The following is a 17,548-nucleotide window of genomic DNA, read 5'->3' as shown; positions in this document are numbered from 1 at the left end:
CTGTCCTGCCGGCTGCGCGACCTTCCCCGGCTCCACAGCCCCATTTGCATTTTCGCATCGTCTACTTGCTAAAAGCAATCACAGTCCAGGTAATCAACCGGTGGTTAGAATGGCGGCATGGGAAGCCGGACCTACGGCCAGTTCTGCGGGCTGGCACGCGCACTGGAGATCGTCGGCGAGCGGTGGGCGCTGCTCATCGTGCGCGATCTCGCCGTGGGACCGAAACGCTTCACCGACCTGCGCCAGGGCTTGCCCAAGATCCCGACCAACGTCCTGTCGACGCGGTTGAAGGAGTTGGAGCAGTCGGACGTGGTGCGGCGCCGCGTGCTTCCGCGCCCCGCGGCGGCCGTGGTCTACGAGCTCACCGAGTACGGCCGCGGCCTGGAGGACATCGTGATCCGGCTCGGCCGCTGGGGAGCCCGGACCCTCGGCGAGCCACGCCAGGACGAGATCGTCACGCCGGACTCGATGATCATGGCCCTGCGCGCGACCTTCCGCCCGGAGGCGGCGCGCGGGCACCGGGCGGGCTACGAGCTGCGCCTCGGCGAGGTCGTGGTCCACGCCCGGGTCGACGACGGCGAACTCGAAACCGGCGAGGGCGAGCTGTCCGGCGCGGACCTGGTCATCGAGACCGGCCCGGCCGTGCGCGCCCTGCTGGCCGGGGAGCTCACCTCCGACGAGGCGATCGCCAACGGCAGCGTGCATCTCACCGGCGACAGCGGCCTGCTGGCGACCTTCGCCGAAATGTTCCAGATCCCGCGCTCCGTCGCTCCGCTCTCCGCCTGAAACAGGCGCGCACGAGCCGCCGCTCCACACACCGAACGGGCGACGAAACCGCCGTATCACAAGGTCGCGGGGGCCGCCGCTCCACTGTGGTCTGATCTCGTTAATTTCCCCCTATTAGTTGGCCAGCCGAGTGAAAAGCTCACTTGACTGATAAAGCACTGCGCCCGGTCGGTCGATGTCAATGGTGCGCCACTTCTCCCCGCGGAGGGAGGCCGAAGTCCCGCGTCCCGTCGTCGACCGAAGGACGACCGGTACACCAGGCAACCGGAACCGCTGCTCCACGGGATGACCACCGACCTCCGCCGCAATGCGTCAGACCGTGTTCAGCGCGCACGTACACAATGGAGGCATCGGTGGCAGTTCTATGCACCCCTGCGGTCGCGGTCCCGGAGCACGTCATCACGGTCGAGGAGACCCTCGACCTGGCCCGCCGCGTCCACGCGGACCACCCGCAGCTACCGCTCGTCCTTCGGCTGATCAGCAACACCGGCGTGCGCGAGCGCCATCTGATCAGGCCGATCGAGGACACCCTCGAGCACCCGGGTTTCGAGGTCCGCAACCGGATCTACGAGGAGCAGGCCAAGCAGCGCGTGCCCGCCGTGGTGCGAGAGGCCCTCGACAGCGCCGAGCTGGGGCCCGAGGACATAGACCTCATCGTCTACGTCTCCTGCACCGGCTTCATGATGCCCTCGCTGACCGCGTGGCTGATCAACTCGATGGGCTTCCGCATGAGCACCCGGCAGCTGCCCATCGCGCAGCTCGGCTGCGCCGCGGGCGGCGCCGCGATCAACCGGGCGCACGACTTCTGCACCGCCTACCCCGACGCCAACGCGCTCATCGTGTCCTGCGAGTTCTGCTCGCTGTGCTACCAGCCGACCGACGACGACATCGGTTCGCTGCTGTCGAACGGACTGTTCGGCGACGCCGTCGCCGCCGCGGTGGTGCGCGGGCACGGCGGGACCGGGGTCCGCCTGGAGCGCAACGCGTCGTCGATGATCCCCGAGACCGAGGACTGGATCTCCTACGCCGTCAAGGCCACCGGCTTCCACTTCCAGCTCGACAAGCGGGTGCCCAAGACGATGGAGCCGCTGGCGCCGGCGCTGCGCGCGCTGGCCGAGGACCACCGCTGGGACGTCGCGGGGCTGGACTTCTACGTCATCCACGCGGGCGGCCCGCGCATCCTCGACGACCTGACCAAGTTCCTGGGCGTGCCGTCCGAGGCGTTCCGGCACAGCCGGGCGACGCTGGCCCAGTACGGCAACATCGCCAGCGCGGTCGTCCTCGACGCGCTGCGGCGCATCATCGAGGAGGGGCGGCTGGAGTCCGGTGCCCGCGGCATGATCGCCGGCTTCGGCCCCGGCATCACCGCGGAGATGTCCGTCGGCACCTGGGTCCCGCACGACGTCCTGCTGCACGGCGAGCACTCGACCACGTCCGCCCCGGGAGGCAACCGATGACCGACCGCTGCCCCGCTCGAATGTACGACCCGGCGGACCTGCCCGGGATGACCTTCGACCCGGTGTTCCTGGAACTTCTGCGCGACGAGCCGGTCGCCCGCATCCGGATGCGCTACGGCGAGGGCGAGGCGTGGCTGCTGACCCGCTACGAGGACGTCAAGTTCGTGACGTCGGACCCGCGGTTCAGCCGCAAGATCATGGGCCGGCCGTTCCCGAAGATGACCAAACACCACATCCCGATGGACCGGGCGATCAGCTTCTCCGACCCGCCCGAGCACGCGCGGGTGCGCCGGGTGGTCGCCAGGGACTTCAGCCCCGGCTCCATCGAGCGGCTGCGCCCGACGGCCGAGAAGATCATGCACCGATACCTGGACGAGCTGGTGGCCTCCGGGCCGCCCGCCGACCTGGTACGCCACGTGACCTCGCCGTTCCCGATGGCGGTGCTCGGCGAGCTGATGGGCATCCCGGAGTCCGACCGGCAGTGGCTGATCGATTGCTCGTCCCAGGTGCTGAGCATGGCGCCCGACCAGGCCGCCGTGGACCGCATCAACGGGATCAAGGCCGAGGTCGCCGAGTACTTCCTCGCACTGGTCGAAAGCCGGCGCGCGGACCCCCGCGACGACGTGGTCAGCACGGTCGCCGCGGCCCGCGAACGCGGCGACCTCGACGACGAGGAGGTCGGCGCGATGACCGTGCTGCTGGCGCTCAACGGCTGGCACGCGGTCCGCAACAACAGCACGAACATGGTCTACGTGCTGCTGACCGACCCCGAGCTGCGCTCCCGGCTGAAGGCCGACCTCGCGCTCGTCCCGACCGCGGTCGAGGAGCTGCTGCGCTACATCCCGCACAAGCGCGGGATCGGACAGCCGCGCATCGCCACCGAGGACGTCGATATCCGGGGCGTGCGGATCTCCAAGGGCGACGTCGTCTACGTCTCCTACATCGCCGCCAACTGGGACGAGGAGGTCTACCCCGAGCCCGACCGGGTCGACCTCGACCGCCCGGAGGTGCCGCACCTGGCGTTCGGGCACGGCCCGCACTACTGCATGGGGCCGATGCTGGCGCGGATGGAGTCGCAGGTGCTGCTGTCCTCGCTGCTGACGCGGCTGCCGGACCTCGCGCTGGCGGTGCCGCCGGAGCAGGTGGCCTGGCAGCCCAACGCGTTGATCCGGGGGCCGGTCGAGCTCCCCGTGACCTGGTAGCCCGAGCCAGTCCCAGCGCAGAAGGACCCGAACCCATGACCGGACTCATGCTGCCACCGGGCAGCGGCAGGCGGCTCGTCGCCGGGGCGCAGGACGTCACGTTCAAGGTCACCGGCGAGCACTCGCGGGCGGCGTCGAGCTTCGAGGTCGTCGTCCCGCCCGGGTTCGACGTCGGCGCGCACGTGCACACCCGCAGCGAGGAGCTGTTCTACGTGCTCGACGGCGAGCTCGACCTGCTGGCGTTCGAGCCGGTGACGCGCAGCGGCGACAACTGGCGGGAGTGGGAGAGCGACACGGGACAGCGGGTGCTGCGCGCCGGGCCGGGCAGCGTCATGTTCGTCCCGCCCGGCTGCCCGCACGCCTTCGCCAACTCCAGCGGCGCACCGGCGAAGATGTTCTTCCAGTCCTCGCCGCCGACGCACCACGAGCGGTACTTCGAGGAGCTGATCGAGATCCTGCAAGCACCGGGCGGTGTGGACCACGGCGCGGTGGAAGACCTGCGTCGGCGCTACGACATCGAGCAGCTCACGCCGCTGAAGTACGCGCCGCCCGTCGCTTCGCAGCCCACCTCGTGAGCAGGTGGGCGGCGCCGTGCACGCCCCCCAGCGTCAACGGGAGCAGCGCGGCGCCGCCCACCCAGGTGCGGGTGTCGTCACGTCGCACGCCGGCGCGGCCGAGCCGCCGCCACGCCCACAGCGAGTACGGGAGCACGATCGCCGGGGCGGTGGCGGCACCGGGCGTGTAGCCGCGGTGCAGCGCGGTGAGCGCGAGGTGGCCGACGCCGTGGACGCCGAAGCCGAACAGCGTGGACTGCAAGAACGGCGACCGGCCACCCGTGCGCGCGCCTCGCGCCGACGCGGCGAGGATCAACGCTCCCATCAGCACGATCGCGGTGCGGGCGTGGGCCTCCGAGACCTCCTGGCGCAGCCACACCGGCACGCCGCTCCCCGCGGTCGCGCCACCGGCGCCGGGGTTCGCGGCTTCGCTGCCGTTGGCGCTACCTGCGCCGTTCACGGCGGCTTCGTCTTCGCCGGTGGCCGCCCTCGCCCTGCGCCGCTGCGCGTTGCGCTTCGACCAGCTCGACATCGTGAACCACTCCTCGACGTCGTTGGCCAGCCAGGCCAGGAACAGCCCCCAGGACACCGACTTCCCCACCATCGCCGCCTCCAATTTCGTTACATTATGTACCGAAAATATCATCGTGCTGGTGAGCGACGAACACAAGAGCGAGGCGGGGTCCCGCCAGGGACGCGGGCGAGGGCGTCCGCGCAACGCCGAGGTGGACCGGGCCGTGCTGGCCGCCGCCGTAGACCTGCTGGCCGAGCACGGCTTCGGGCAGCTCACCGTCGAGGCCGTCGCGTCCAGAGCGGGAGTCGGCAGGCCGACGGTGTACCGGCGCTGGCCGACCAAGGAGGACCTGGCCGTCCACGCGCTCATCCACTCCGTGCCGCCGCTGACCGCCCCGGACACCGGCGACGCCGTCGGAGATCTCTGCGAGCTGGCGGTCGGCTTCGTGACGGAGCTGTCGAACTCCCCGCTGGGCAGCGTGGTCCTCGGCGTGCACGCCGAGTGCGGGCGCCGCCCGGAGCTCGGCAACCCGCTGCGGGAGCACTACCTCCAGCCTCGCGACGCGGTGATCACCGACCTCGTCGAGCGCGGCAGGCGCGAAGGCGCCATCCGGCCGGACATTCCCGCCGACACCGTCCGCGACCTCGTCTTCGGGCCGCTGATCTACCGCTGGCTGATCACCGGCGAGCCCGTCGACCGCGCGACGGCGGAGCTGCTGGTGTCGACCGCCCGGCGAGCGGTCGCTCCGGGCGAGCGCTAGACCTTCCCCGCCTTGACGTTGTCGATGACCATCTCCGCCGCCCGCTGCACCACTGCGCAGGCGTCGGGGGAACCGGGCGGCACTTCGGACATCACATACTCGACTTCGAACGACGAGTCGTCGGCGACCCCGACGGTGATGGCGCACTGACCCGGCGTGCGCGGCTTGACCGAGGACTGGAACACGGCCGGATATCCCGCAGCCGAGGTCGGGTCGAAGTACCGGAAGGACTCCCGCATGCGCGCATGGTCCTCGGACAAGCGGCTCAGCGGCTGCGATCCCAGGGCGGCGGGGCCCCGCGAGACGGCGATAGTGATCAGCCTCGTACCTTCGGGATTCTTCCGCCCGCAGCCCGGCAACGCAGGCCGCGGCGCCGGGCTGTCCACCCCCAGCTCCGGCAACTGCTCATCTGGCAGCAGCCCACAAGCGGCCGCACCCCGGAAGGACCGGATGTCCAGCGGCTGGCCGATGCGCGGACCTTGCTGCTCTTCCGACCCCACGCCCGGAGCGCAGCCAGCAGCCAGCAGAACCACCCCAGCGACGACGATCCATGACCCCTTCAATGCTGAAAACCCCCGTCTTGTCCATTCCTCCCCCAGTGCCTGCACCAGCCGGTGTCGCGTTGCCGCATCACACCGCCCCGCGCTCACCTTCGCCGGCGACAGCGGGGATCAGTTCAACGCATGTTGATCTCCGGTCGCGGAGCCTAGCCAGCCGACCGCTCGCAGGGGGCGGATCGGGCGAGTTCGCACCCCACCCCCACTGCTGCCACCCGTATGGCCCAACGCGCTGCCAAGCCGCGAGAACGAGCGGTGCCCTCTGCCTCCGGAGGCAGGGGGCACCGCTCGGGTGCGGGGTCAGCGGTGGGCGGGGAACTCCACCACCTGCTGGTAGGTGGGGCGGTTCTGCCAGCTGATCTTGTCCTGGCCGATGCCGCCGATCTTGTTGTGCACGAGGGAGTCCGCGCACCACTGGTCGCCGGGTTCGCAGTCGGCGTCGCCCGGGTAGGTCTCCTCCGCCGGGACCGCCGCGGCCTGACGCAGGGTGTCCAGCAGCACCTGCCGGCACGACGGCAGGTCGCCGCCGCCGCAGAGGGGCTGCCCGAAGCCGCCGTCGACCGGGTCGCCGAGGACACCGCGGATGTCCTTCGACACCTGGCCGAACCACCCGTGCTGGAACGCCGACCCCTGGTGACCCTGTCCGACGTGCAGCCCGGGCTCCCCGTTCTGCCAGCCCGAAGGCGACTCGTTGATGCCCATGACGTCGGTGAGCGCCCGGTACGCGGCCGTGCCGAGCGCCGGCTCGAACTGACCGCGCACCAGCAGCGGCCACCACGCGTCCATCAGCTCGATCGCCTCGGCGTGCGCGTACTGGCGGCTGCCGGGTTTCGTCTCGGCCCGCTTGCCGCCGTCGGCCGTCCAGCCGCGGAGCTGCTCGACGAGGGCCGCGGCCCCAGGATCGTCGACCGGCGCGCTGTCGATCACCCTCAGCAGGTCCGGCAGCACCCGTTCCGCGCGCAGGTCGGTCACCCCCGCGTCGGCCATCGCCTGGGTGAGGTTCACCCGGTCCACCTTGCCGCCGCCTGCGATGAGGTCGCGCACCCGGCCGTCGAGCAGGTCGCCGCGCTGCACCGCGGTCATCTCCAGCTTGGCCGCGCTGGTTCCCGGGGCCTGCTTGTTGTTCCAGCTGATGTAGTAGTCCTGGTTCACCGAGTTCGGGTGCTGCTCGAAGGGCGTGTACTCGGCGTTGTTGGTCGCCGGGTCCCAGCCCTTCCACTCGAACGCCGGGTCCGAGACGACCGGCAGGCTCGGGTCCACATTGGCCGGACGGACGAGGTTGTCACCGGAGTTGAAGTACGCCGTGTCGTTCGCGTCGGCGTAGAACCAGTTGAAGGTGTAGTTGACGTCGTGCGCGGCGCGCTGGAAGGACTCCGCGGAGTTCACCGCCGACGGGTCGTTGAACTTCTGGAAGCCGATGATCGAGTCGACCTCGTGCATGAACGTCGACCGGGCGGTGGTGTAGGCGACCGGCTTGCCGCCGATGGTCGCGCGATGCGTCACCGGCCCGTACCGGGTGCGGAAGGACACCAGGCGGTACGAACCGGCCGGGGTGTCGTCGCCGAGGTTCGGCTTCCACTCGTTCGTCCGCTCCACGGTCCGCATCGGCAGGCATTCGCCGCGGAAGAGGTAGTGGTCCGACTCCTTGGTCACCGGCCCGCCGTCCGGGTCGCACAGCTCGACGGCGTAGGTGTCGATGATGTCCTGCGCGGCGGTGGTGGCGCTCCAGGCGTAGTCCTGACCGCGGCCGAGCAGCGTGTAGAAGCTGAGCCCCGCGAAAGACGCTCCCTTGGACGAAATCCCGGGTCCCTGCAGCTCCTGAAGGGTGAGCAGCTGCGGAGCGAAGTAGCCGGTCTGGGGCCCGAACACGGCCACCGGGTGGCCGCTCTCGGTGTGCGCGCCGGAGACCATCAGCGCGTTGGACATGCCCCGGGGGCGCGACAGGTCCGGCGGCGCCACGCCGTCGTCGAAGATGCCCCGCAGCGCCTCCGCCGGGTCGCGGATCTCGCCCGCCTGCGCGGGTGGTTTGGTGGCGGAGTCGGGCTGGGTGTCGGGCTCGTCGCGCGTCGCCGAACCGGTCTCGTCGAACACGAGCTGCTGGGCGGTCACCGAACCGGGATCGGGCGTCGCCGCGCCCTGCGGGTTCTCCGGGGACACCGCGTACGGGAAGCTGCGTCCATCGTGGACGGTCGAGATGGCCTCCGGGTCGTTCTCCGCCCGGAACGCCCGCCACACCTCCTCGCCGCGCTGCGGGCCGAACCGCTCGTGCAGCGCCATCCTGGCCACGGCGTTCTGCACCTCGTTGCCGCCACCGCCGCCGAACTGCGCGCCGACCAGCGAGGCGAGCACGACGAGGTCGGTCGGACGGAACGGCTCGATCTCGCCCTCGTTGGTGATCGCGTCGACGTGCCCGGTGGCCACGTACTCACCGGGGAAGTACCGGCCGTGGTAGGCCTGCGCGATGTAGGCGTTGATGCCTTCCAGATAGGCGTAGGCGTCGGCCAGCGCCTGCCTGCCGCGTTCGCCCTGCTGCGAGACGTTGATGATCTGCGCCCACAGCTCCTCCTCGGTGTAGGGGGAGGTGGCGAAGAAGCCCTGTTCCAGCGCGCGGTTGGCCTCCGCGCCACCGGCGAAGGGCGTGACCTGCCCGCGCCCCGCGCGGCGCATGACGTCCATCAGGAACAGCTTGTCCTCGGCGGTCGCGAAGCCCGCTCCGAACGCCGTGCCCGCGCGGGTGGTGCCGTAGACGTGCGGGATGCCCGCCTTCTTGTCGCGGACGATCGTGACGTCGGAGCGCGGCTGGTAGCGGCGCTCGACCTGGTCTTCGGGAACGCCGAAGGAGTTGTCGTTGAAGAACTCGCCGATGGTTCCGGTCGTCAGCTCCTTGTAGCCGGGTACCAGCGACTCGTACTTGCCGATCTGGTCGTCGGAGTGCTTCGGCCGGGTGCCGAACAGCATGTGCGCGGCCAGTTCCACCAGCGTGGCGTTGCCGTTCTGGCCCGGCGGGAGGACGTGGTGGCACTGCCCGCCGCAGTAGTCCTCGACCGGCGGCGGCGCCGGGTCCGCGGTCGAGGCCGGGGCGATGAGCAGCGAACCGACGACGGCTCCGGCGCTGAGCGCGGCCACGAGTCGCTGACGTCGAGACATGCGCAGGTCCTCTCGTTGGTGACCTGGCGCACGTTAATGAACGGCGACCAAAAACGAAATGCATTCACATTCGGGTTACTCCGAACGTCGCACGCCCACGCCGAGTCACGACGGCTCCATGGCCTTCCAGCGATCGTTCTCCAGCGACAGCGCGTTCCACAGCAGGTTCAGCGGGTGGTCGTCGTCGTAGCCCGAGCGCTCGCCGCGACGGGTGAAGGCGCCCACCAGGACCTCGAGCTTCGGCTCCAGGTCGTTGACCAGCTCCACGGTGCGCAGCCCCTGCCCCTCCGGCATCCTGCCGTCGTCGGCGGCCTCCCCGATGCCCTGCGTGACGAGCATGCACGCCTGCAGCAGGTCCGAGCGCAGCAGCTCGAACCCGTAGCGGACGTCGTCGATCTCGGCGGCGATGTCGAGCCTGCTGCGGTACTCGGCGCCGAACCAGCCGTCCAGGAATCCCGAGATCAGTCCGCTGGCCGGGATCACCAGCGGCAGCGTCGGCAGCTCGCTCGCCCCGACCGACGAGCCCAGCAGCGGGCTCTCCGGCAGGTTGGTCACCAGCGACAGTCCACTTCGGCGCCACTCCATCACGTCGTAGGGCGCCAGGCCCTCGTCGTCGCCGGAGCGGGCCGGCGCGCTGCCGCAGACCAGGTCGACCTGCTTGTCCCGCAAGGCGGTCAGCAGGTCGCGGGTGCGCAGGTGGACGATCTTGAGTTCAATTCCCCGCTGCTGGAATTCGGCGCCGATGTGCTCGGCGGCATTGGCGAGGAAACCGAGCGTGAAACGAGTGGTACCGACAGTGAGCGTCTCGCCCAGAAGGCGCCGGGATTCGTCTATTCCGTCGAGCCAGTCGCCGAGCGTCCGGCGCGCTGTCTCGACGAAGGCCAAACCGCTGCCGGTGAACAGAACCTTCTTGCCGCGCCCCTGTTTGAGCACCAGCGCCTCACCGCACAGCCTGCGGAAGTTGCGGTTGAGCGTGTCGAGCTGCTTCTGCACGCTGGACTGCTCCCTGCCCAGCACGCGGGCCGCGCCCAGCGCGGTGCCCTCCTCGTACACCACTAGCAACGTCCGCAGCTGGTCCATTGTGGTGTCCAGCAGTGGAGCGGAGATCTGCAGCAGCCTGCTCCTGCCGTCCCCTGACGGCAGCCTGAGGGGTCCGGATAACGGCATGGTCCTTCTCGCTTTCGGTCCAGCGGACTCGGAGTGTAGACCCCCGGACTGATCCCCACGCCAGATCAAATTATCTGGGGAATTGTTTGCCGAAGCCTTGGAAAGCGTTGCGGGACAATGCAATGATCTGCGCTGCCCGAGAGCGGTTGATGTCGAAACGATAACGGTCGCACCGATCACGGGTCCAGGCAAGGCCGTCCCGCGTCTGGAGTGTTGTCGCGGACGGCCGCCGCGACGTTCCTTTGCCGAGGAGCACGCGAATCCGCATCGCCGCGCGCCAGTGCGCAGCGGCGCGCACCGTCGTGGGCTCCAGCGATCACTTCCCAGGTGATCGATGCTGCCTGCTGCCATCCGGCACGGGCCGGCGCTGTTGTACCCACCCCCTCAAGGAGAAGTACCGAAATGACCTACGCACAGACCGCTCCCGGCTACACCGGTGCGCCCGTCCCGCCGCCCGCGCGACCGCTGGCCCTGCTGCTGCTCAAGATCTTCGCGGGGCTGTCGGCGGTGCTGCCCGCCGTCGCCGCGATCATCGCCTTCGTCGGCGGCCGGCCGATGGCCGAGGCCCAGCTCGTCGAGAACGTCGACGAGTACGCACCGGAGATCGCCCAGCTCACCAACAGCGAGGAAGTCGCCGACGGCGCGGTGGAACTACTCAAGAGCATGGGCGAGTGGGAGTACTACGTCAGCGCCTACGAGGCCTCGCTGTACTTCTTCTCGATCGCCGAGATCGTGGGCGCGGCGGTGCTGCTGGTGTGGACGTTCCTGGCCCGCCACACCTGGGCCCGGGTGCTGATCACGCTGTCGGCGCTGGGTGGCGCGGCCTTCCACCTGATCTTCATCGGCGCGGCCATGCCGCCGAACTCGATCGCGGCCGTGCTCATGGCGACCTGGGTCTTCAACCTGCTCGCGATCGTGTTCTGCTGGCTGCCGCCGGTCACCCGCCACGCCAAGGCGATGAAGCTCGCGCGCTGACCGCACGCGACCACCGATGGGTCCGGCCACGGCGGCCCCTGGGCGCGGCCGGTGCTCGCCGTCGGGAGTCCGGCGGGCACCGGCCCTCACCGCGTGGGGACGACCGACATGATCGCTTCCATGCGCGTGCGGGCCATGCCCATGAAATCGCCGTTCGGCAGGACGTGCAGGCGGTCCTGCTCCACCGCGTCGAGGATCCGCCGTGCGGCGACCTCCGGTTCGATCGCGTTGGCCATCGCCACGGCCCCGATGTTGACGACGTGACCGCGTCCCGCCTCGATCAGCTTCGGCACGAACGCCCGGATCCCGTGCACCACGCCGAAGAGGTTGACGTCGACGACCCGCCGCCACTCCCCCGCATCAGTGGCCCAGATCGGCTGCGAGCCGCCGACGATGCCAGCGTTGTCGACCACCAGGTCGATTCTCGATGATCACGCTGTCTCCTCCGGCGTGGCTCCGATGCTTCCACCGGATTTCCGCCGGGGCGCGCCAGAGCGGGCCCGGTGCCAGTCGTGCGTGCGGCACCGGGCCCAGGGCTCGTGCGATCAGGCCGACTTGAGCTGCTGGCGCTGCCTGCCCAGCCCGTCGATCTCCAGCTCCATCACGTCACCAGGCGCCAGGTACGGGAACCGCCCGGACATCGCCACCCCCTCCGGGGTGCCGGTGTTGACCAGGTCGCCGGGTTCCAGCGTCACGTACTGCGACAGGTGGCGGATGATCTCGGCGACGCCGAAGATCATGTCCGCGGTGCTGGAGTCCTGCCTGATCTCCCCGTTGACCCAGGTCCGCAGGCCGAGCGCCTGCGGGTCTCCGAGGTCGGCCGCGGGCACCAGCCACGGGCCGACGGGGTTGAACGTCTCGTGGCACTTGCCCTTCGACCACTGCCCGCCGGACTGCTCGATCTGGTACTCGCGTTCGGAGACGTCGTTGGACAGCACGAACCCGGCGATCGCGGGCAGTGCCTCCTCCGCGCTGTCGAGGTAGCGGACGTGGCGGCCGATCACCACGCCGAGCTCGACCTCCCAGTCCGTGCGCGTGCTACCGCGCGGGATCAGCACCTCGTCGTAGGGACCGACGACGGTGTTGGGGTGCTTGAGGAACAGGATCGGCACCTGCGGCGGGGGCGATCCGGACTCCGCGGCGTGCGCGGCGTAGTTCTGACCGATGCACAGGACCGCGCCGGGACGCGCGATCGGGGCGCCGACCCGCAGGCCGCTGCCGTCGGCGGGATCGTGGACCTCGGGGAGCGCGCCTGCGGCCAGCGCCGCCCGGGTCCGCTCGAAGCCGTCGCCGCCGAGGAAGGCGGCGTCGATGTCGGTGGTGATCCGGCCCAGGTCGAACAGCCGGCCCTGTTCGTCGGCCACGTGGGGTCGTTCGGACCCGGACGGGCCCAACCTCAGAAACCTCATCGTTCTCCTTCGTCTCGCGATGGGCGCCGCGCGGCCGGTCCTGGCACGGCCGGGAGGGAGTGCCCAGCGGCACCCCCGAGACCAGGACTGCCCGGTGGCATCCCAAGACCTTCCCCGGAGGGGCCCCGCGCTGGCAAGAGCCGACCGGATCGCGGGACGCGAAAAGCCGCCTGACCAGGGGATTGACCACCCCCGCGGACGCTGTGCCGGGTCGCCTGCGCGTGCCGTCCTACCGCCGGAGCTGCTGCTCGACGCTGTCGACGACGGCCGACAGCGGAGCGCGGGTCTTCTCGGCCCAGTCCGGGCCGCAGCGGGGGGTGGGAGCCGACACCGACATCGCCGCTATGACGTCGCCTGAGTGGTCGCGGACCGGCATCGCCACGCAGCGGCAGCCGATGATGTACTCCTCGTCGTCGACGGCGTAGCCGCGCTGCCTGCTCCGCTCGATCTCGGCCAGCAGCTCCGGCAGCTCCCGGACGGTGTGCGCGGTGAACCGCTGCAGCTCCAGCCCCGCGTAGCGGCGCCGGAGCTCGTCCTCGGTCAGACCCGACAGCAGCGCCTTGCCGAGCCCCACGGCGTGCGCGGGCAGGCGCATGCCCACCGCCGAGACCAGCTTCATCGGCTGCGGCGACTCGGCGATGGCGATGTAGACGTTCTCTGTCCCGTCCAGGCGGGAGAGCTGGATGGTCTCGCCGGTCTCCTGGGCCAGCCGCTCCATCAGCGGCAGGGCGATGCCCACGATGTCGCGGTGGCCGGTGTAGCCCTGGCCGACCGTCCACGCCTTGAGCCCCAGCCCGTAGGTCCGGGTCGTCGGGTCGAACTCGGCGAAACCGCGCAGGACCAGGGTGCCGAGCAGGCCGTGGACGCTGGAAAGCGGCAGATGCAGGCTCTCCGCGATGTCGCTGAGCCGGTGCCTGCCCCGCGACAGCAGCTCCAGGATGCCCAGCGCGCGGTCGGCCGACTTCACCACGGTCTGCCCCGTGCCCGCCTGCTCGGGGGCGGTCGACTCCGCCATCACGCTGTCCTGCCTCCTGTCCCGGGCGCGAACACCCGCTGGTCTCGAACCGTACAGTGCACGACCGGATCTCACCCGTAGACCGCGATCGCCCCCACGACCAGGTCCCAGAACCGCTCGACGTCGAGTTCCAGCGCGACGTCGGCGTTGGCCTCCCGCCCGGTGCGCCGCGCGAGGTCGACCACGGTGGCCCCGGCCGTCCAGTCGCCCCGGGTCTCGATCTCGACGTTGACCCGCGCGGTGCGCACCAGCGTCGGGTCGACCACCCGCGCGACCGCGACCGGGTCGTGCAACGGCGGCCCCTCGAACCCGAACAGCTCGCGGTAGGTGGTCGCGAAGAACCGCATCAGCTCCACCGACATGTCCCCGACGGGCGTGCCGAGCGCGCGCAGCCGCTCGACGACCGCAGGCGTCACCAGCGCCTGGTGCGTCACGTCGAGCCCGCACATCGTCAGCGGCAGCCCCGAGCCGAACACGATGCGCGCCGCCTCCGGATCGGTGGAGGCGTTGAACTCCACCAGCGGGGTGACGTTGCCCCGGCCCGCGCTGCCGCCCATCCACGAGATCTCCCGGATCCGGCCGGCGACCTCCGGGTGCGCCAGCAGCAGCGTCGCCACGTTGGTCAGCGGACCGGTGGCGATGAGCACCACCGGCTCGGCCGACTCGGTGATCGTGCGGCGCAGCAGCTCGACCGCGCCGAGCTCCAGCGGCCGAGCGGTGGGCTCGGCCCACTCCGGGCCGTCCAGCCCCGACTCACCGTGGACGTCGGCCGCGACCCGGAGCGCGCGGGTCAGCGGCTTGGCCGCACCGGCGGCCAGCGGCACGTCGGCCAGCCCTGCCACGGTGAGGACCCGGCAGGCGTTGAGCGTGATCTTCTCCAGCGACTGGTTGCCCCCGACGGTGGTCACGGCCCGCAGGTCCAGCGCGTCCGAGGCGCCCGCCAGCAGGATCGCGATCGCGTCATCGTGGCCGGGGTCGCAGTCCAGCACCACCGGGATCGTCATCGCGTTCCTCCCGCTCCTGGCGTCGTGAGCACCTTGCGCGCGACGGCGTGCCCCTCGACGCAGGCGGAGCGCGGGTCGGCGCCGAGCAGCCAGGCGGTCAGGAAGCCCGCCGCGAACGCATCGCCCGCCCCGGTGAGGTCGCGGACCAGCGGCACCGGTGGCACGTCCACCTCGACCGCGGGCGCGCCCGGCGCGAACACCGTGGTGGGGCGACCGCCGTCCTTCACCACTACCACCACCTCCCGGCAGGCGCGCTCCGGCAGACCGAGCACGTCGGCCTCGGCCCGGTTGGCGAGCAGGAACCGGGGACGCAGCTCGGCTACCAGTTCGCGGAACCGGCCCGGACCGTAGCGGCGCAGCAGCCCGGTCGACGAAGCGTCGAGCGACACCGTCGCACCCCGCCCGCGGACCCGACGCGCGAACTCGACGACCGCCGAGCGCATCGGCTCGGTCGTGGACGAGTACGCGGTGAGGTGCAGGTGCTCCAGGTCCACCGCCCACGACTGGTCGATCTCGGTCAGCAGGCCGCTCGCCCCGCGGTGCGGGAACATGGTGCGCTCGCCGTCCTGGTCGATCAGGACCACGACGGTGCCGGTGGTGCCCCGCCTCTGCACGCGCACCTCGACGCCACCGGTCGCCAGCTCGGCGACGAGCCGGTCGCCGGTCGGGTCGGCCCCCACGCAACCCAGGAACCGCGTCGGATACCGGTCCGCTGCGAACGCCGCCACGTTGGCGGCGCTGCCACCGCGGGTCCGGAACAGTTCCACGTCGGTGTCGGTGGTCTCCCTGAGCGGCTCGTTCAGCCAGACCACGACGTCCTCGACCAGGTCGCCCAGCACTCCGAGCATCGCGGTCAGCCCGCCATCGCCCGCGCGATCGACGCCCCCAGCGCGACGTTGTTCTGGTACACGTCGATGTTGACCTCCAGGCTGCGGTCGCCGGTGGCCCGCCGGATGTGGTCGAGCAGGAACGGCGTGGAGTCGTGCCCGCTGATGCCCTGCCGCTCCGCCTCCTCCCACGCCTCGGCCAGCACCCGCCGGTGCAGCTCCGGATCGAGCTGGCGCTCGGGCGGGATGGGGTTGGCCACCAGCAGCGCCGAACGCAGTTCCAGCGCGTCGCGCGCCTCGACCAGCGCCGCGACCTCCTGCGGCGTGTCGACCGAGTGCTCCAGGTCGTGGCCGGAGTCGGCGACGTAGAAGCCCGGGAAGCGCCGCGTCCGGTAGCCGACCACCGGGATGTTCAGCGTCTCCAGCCGTTCCAGCGTCGCGGCGAGGTCCAGGATGGACTTCGCGCCCGCGCTGACCAGCACCAGCGGTGTCGATGCCAGCGTCACCAGGTCGGCGGACTCGTCGAAGGTGGTCGCCGCGCCGTGGTGCACGCCGCCCAGGCCGCCGGTCGCGAACACCCGGATGCCGGCCTTGCGCGCGAGGAAAGCCGTCGCCGCGACCGTCGTGCCGCCGCTGGCACCCCGGGCGACCGCGACCGGCAGGTCCCGCGTGCTGATCTTGACCGCTGCCTCGTCGGCGGCCAGCTCCTCGATCTGCTCGCCGGTGAGGCCGACGGTCGGGGTCCCGGCGACCACGCCGATCGTCGCCGGCACCACCCCGGCGTCCCGCAACTGCCGCTCGGCGTCGCGGGCGACCGCGAGGTTGCGCGGGCGCGGCAGACCGTGGGTGATGATCGTCGACTCCAGCGCCACCACCGGACGTCCCGCGTCCAGCGCCTGGCGCACCTCCGTCGAGATGACCGGAAGCGAAAGGGGCATGACACCTCCCGATTGGCTCTACGGTCGGAGATTACGCGCCGAATCGCGCCACGTGATGGTCCGAACGCGCAGCGTTGTGACGGCCGATCGTGGTCGGTGTGCGGTCGGTTTCGTGCGGTGCCGGTGTCATGTCGCGGGGCGCCGCGGCGGTCGGCGGGCCGTGGGTGGCCAGTGTGCGGTCGGATTCGTGCGGTGCCGGTGTCATGTCGCGGGGTGCCGCGGCGGGCCTTGGCGTGGCCGCCCGGGCTGGTGGTGCGGCGGCCGCCGGGGCGGGTGCCGTGGGCGCCACGCCGCCCCGAAGCGGGCGCCGCGTCGTGGCGGCCGCCCGAGGTGAGGGCCCGTGTGATGGCAGTCGCCCGAGGTCGGGGCCGTGTCGTGGCGGCCGAACGGGACCGGTGCGGTGTCGTGGCGGCCGAACGGGACCGGTGCGGTGTCGTGGCGGCCCCCGGGACGGTGGTTGTCGTGGCGGCCGAATGGGGCGGGGCCGTGGTGCGGCGGCCGAACGGGACGAGTGCGGTGGCGTGCCGTGCTCCTGCTGCGATCCCCGACTGCGACCGGCGGCCCGCGTAGGCTCGGCCGCGATCCCGACCCGGAGGAGGCGATGCGAGGTGCGGGGACTGTTCGCGTTGGCGGCCGCGACCGATACCGCGATGGCGCTGCTGGGCAGGTCGCGGGCGCGGAGGGTCACCAAGACCGCGCTGATGCCGGTACTCGCCGCCGAGCAACGCCCGGGTGCGGCGGGACCGCTGCTCGGACTCGCCGGGTCGTGGGCGGGAGACATCGCCCTGCTTCGCGACGACGACCGCGCCTTCCTCGTCGGTCTCGGCTCCTTCCTCGGCGCGCACGTCGCGTACGCGGGCAGCTTCGCCGCCCGTGGCGGCCGGCCGAAGCTGCTGCACGTGCTCCCGGTGGTGGCGTGCACGGCGGTCACCATGCGGACCTTCGGCAGGATGGCCGGTCCGCTGCGCCGCCCGGTGCAGGCGTACGCGGTCACGATCGGCACGATGGCCGCGGCGGCGACGGCGTTGCGCGGTCCCGGATCCGGCCGGGTGGTGCTCGGCGCGGCGACCTTCGTCGCCTCCGACACGCTGCTCGCACTCGCCCGCTTCGCACTGGCAGAGAAGTGGCATCGTGCCGCCGACGCGGGCGTGATGGCCACCTACACCCTCGGCCAGTGGCTCATCCACGACGGCCTCCGCAGGTACGACGCCGCGCAGCGGTGACTGCTGACTCCGT

17 protein-coding genes are annotated in these 17,548 nt (G+C 71.2%); 7 read left to right on the top strand and 10 right to left on the bottom strand.

Going from position 1 to position 17,548, the window contains the following annotated elements:
* The first annotated feature begins 117 nt into the window (after positions 1 to 117).
* From SACE_RS06065 to SACE_RS06050, 4 genes are all read left to right on the top strand, one after another.
* Positions 118 to 786, top strand: a complete 669-nt coding sequence (locus tag SACE_RS06065; RefSeq protein WP_009945419.1) for a winged helix-turn-helix transcriptional regulator — start codon at positions 118 to 120, stop codon at positions 784 to 786.
* Between the two features lie 353 nt (positions 787 to 1,139).
* On the top strand, positions 1,140 to 2,243 hold the full coding sequence (locus SACE_RS06060) for a type III polyketide synthase (RefSeq protein ID WP_011873299.1): 1,104 nt from the start codon (positions 1,140 to 1,142) through the stop codon (positions 2,241 to 2,243).
* Entirely contained in the window at positions 2,240 to 3,445 is a 1,206-nt protein-coding gene (locus tag SACE_RS06055) for a cytochrome P450 (RefSeq protein ID WP_011873298.1), read from the top strand. The genes SACE_RS06060 and SACE_RS06055 overlap by 4 nt, the downstream gene beginning before the upstream one ends.
* Before the next feature lie 35 nt (positions 3,446 to 3,480).
* Positions 3,481 to 4,020, top strand: a complete 540-nt coding sequence (locus tag SACE_RS06050; RefSeq protein ID WP_009945422.1) for a cupin domain-containing protein — start codon at positions 3,481 to 3,483, stop codon at positions 4,018 to 4,020.
* Here the strand turns inward: SACE_RS06050 and SACE_RS35840 are convergent.
* Positions 3,971 to 4,603: an HXXEE domain-containing protein gene (locus tag SACE_RS35840; protein ID WP_052635539.1), complete on the bottom strand. Its 633-nt coding sequence runs from the start codon at positions 4,601 to 4,603 to the stop codon at positions 3,971 to 3,973. The genes SACE_RS06050 and SACE_RS35840 overlap by 50 nt on opposite strands.
* A gap of 49 nt (positions 4,604 to 4,652) precedes the next feature.
* On the opposite strand from SACE_RS35840, the gene SACE_RS06040 reads away from it, so the two are divergent.
* Positions 4,653 to 5,273 carry a TetR/AcrR family transcriptional regulator gene (locus tag SACE_RS06040; RefSeq protein ID WP_044547802.1) on the top strand — a complete coding sequence of 207 codons (621 nt, stop codon included), beginning with the start codon at positions 4,653 to 4,655 and terminating at the stop codon, positions 5,271 to 5,273.
* On the opposite strand, the gene SACE_RS36160 is transcribed toward SACE_RS06040, so the two are convergent.
* From SACE_RS36160 to SACE_RS06025, 3 genes are all read right to left on the bottom strand, one after another.
* Positions 5,270 to 5,806, bottom strand: coding sequence for a DUF3558 domain-containing protein (locus SACE_RS36160; RefSeq protein WP_157894864.1), 537 nt, complete (start codon positions 5,804 to 5,806; stop codon positions 5,270 to 5,272). The genes SACE_RS06040 and SACE_RS36160 overlap by 4 nt on opposite strands.
* A 324-nt stretch (positions 5,807 to 6,130) precedes the next feature.
* Positions 6,131 to 8,977, bottom strand: a complete 2,847-nt coding sequence (locus SACE_RS06030; RefSeq protein ID WP_011873295.1) for a penicillin acylase family protein — start codon at positions 8,975 to 8,977, stop codon at positions 6,131 to 6,133.
* A 105-nt stretch (positions 8,978 to 9,082) separates the two neighbouring features.
* The gene (locus SACE_RS06025) at positions 9,083 to 10,144 is read right to left on the bottom strand and encodes a LysR family transcriptional regulator (RefSeq protein ID WP_029621516.1); all 1,062 of its coding nucleotides are present in this window, start codon (positions 10,142 to 10,144) and stop codon (positions 9,083 to 9,085) included.
* Between the two features lie 402 nt (positions 10,145 to 10,546).
* Here SACE_RS06025 and SACE_RS06020 point away from each other — a divergent pair, with 402 nt between their 5' ends.
* Positions 10,547 to 11,119: a hypothetical protein gene (locus SACE_RS06020; RefSeq protein WP_009945432.1), complete on the top strand. Its 573-nt coding sequence runs from the start codon at positions 10,547 to 10,549 to the stop codon at positions 11,117 to 11,119.
* A gap of 86 nt (positions 11,120 to 11,205) precedes the next feature.
* Here SACE_RS06020 and SACE_RS06015 read toward each other — a convergent pair whose 3' ends face one another.
* The 6 genes from SACE_RS06015 to SACE_RS05990 form a co-directional block, all read right to left on the bottom strand.
* Entirely contained in the window at positions 11,206 to 11,532 is a 327-nt protein-coding gene (locus SACE_RS06015) for an SDR family NAD(P)-dependent oxidoreductase (RefSeq protein ID WP_009945433.1), read from the bottom strand.
* 132 nt (positions 11,533 to 11,664) lie between these two features.
* Entirely contained in the window at positions 11,665 to 12,528 is an 864-nt protein-coding gene (locus SACE_RS06010; protein ID WP_029621517.1) for a fumarylacetoacetate hydrolase family protein, read from the bottom strand.
* Between the two features lie 229 nt (positions 12,529 to 12,757).
* On the bottom strand, positions 12,758 to 13,543 hold the full coding sequence (locus tag SACE_RS06005; protein WP_009945435.1) for an IclR family transcriptional regulator: 786 nt from the start codon (positions 13,541 to 13,543) through the stop codon (positions 12,758 to 12,760).
* Between the two features lie 71 nt (positions 13,544 to 13,614).
* Entirely contained in the window at positions 13,615 to 14,547 is a 933-nt protein-coding gene (locus tag SACE_RS06000; RefSeq protein WP_009945437.1) for a nucleoside hydrolase, read from the bottom strand.
* Positions 14,544 to 15,395, bottom strand: a complete 852-nt coding sequence (locus SACE_RS05995; RefSeq protein ID WP_009945438.1) for a carbohydrate kinase family protein — start codon at positions 15,393 to 15,395, stop codon at positions 14,544 to 14,546. Before SACE_RS05995 ends, SACE_RS06000 begins: the two co-directional genes overlap by 4 nt.
* 5 nt (positions 15,396 to 15,400) lie before the next feature.
* Entirely contained in the window at positions 15,401 to 16,312 is a 912-nt protein-coding gene (locus SACE_RS05990; RefSeq protein ID WP_009945439.1) for a pseudouridine-5'-phosphate glycosidase, read from the bottom strand.
* Positions 16,313 to 16,920: 608 nt separating this feature from the next.
* Between SACE_RS05990 and SACE_RS05985 the strand changes: the two genes are divergently transcribed.
* A complete protein-coding gene (locus SACE_RS05985) occupies positions 16,921 to 17,535 on the top strand; it encodes a lysoplasmalogenase (protein WP_009945440.1) in 615 nt (204 codons plus the stop codon).
* Positions 17,536 to 17,548 lie beyond the last annotated feature (13 nt).

Origin of the sequence: Saccharopolyspora erythraea NRRL 2338, from assembly GCF_000062885.1 — a bacterium.
Classification (GTDB): domain Bacteria; phylum Actinomycetota; class Actinomycetes; order Mycobacteriales; family Pseudonocardiaceae; genus Saccharopolyspora_D; species Saccharopolyspora_D erythraea.
Note: the sequence above shows the minus strand (reverse complement) of the source record. Positions and strands in the feature narration are given on the sequence as shown.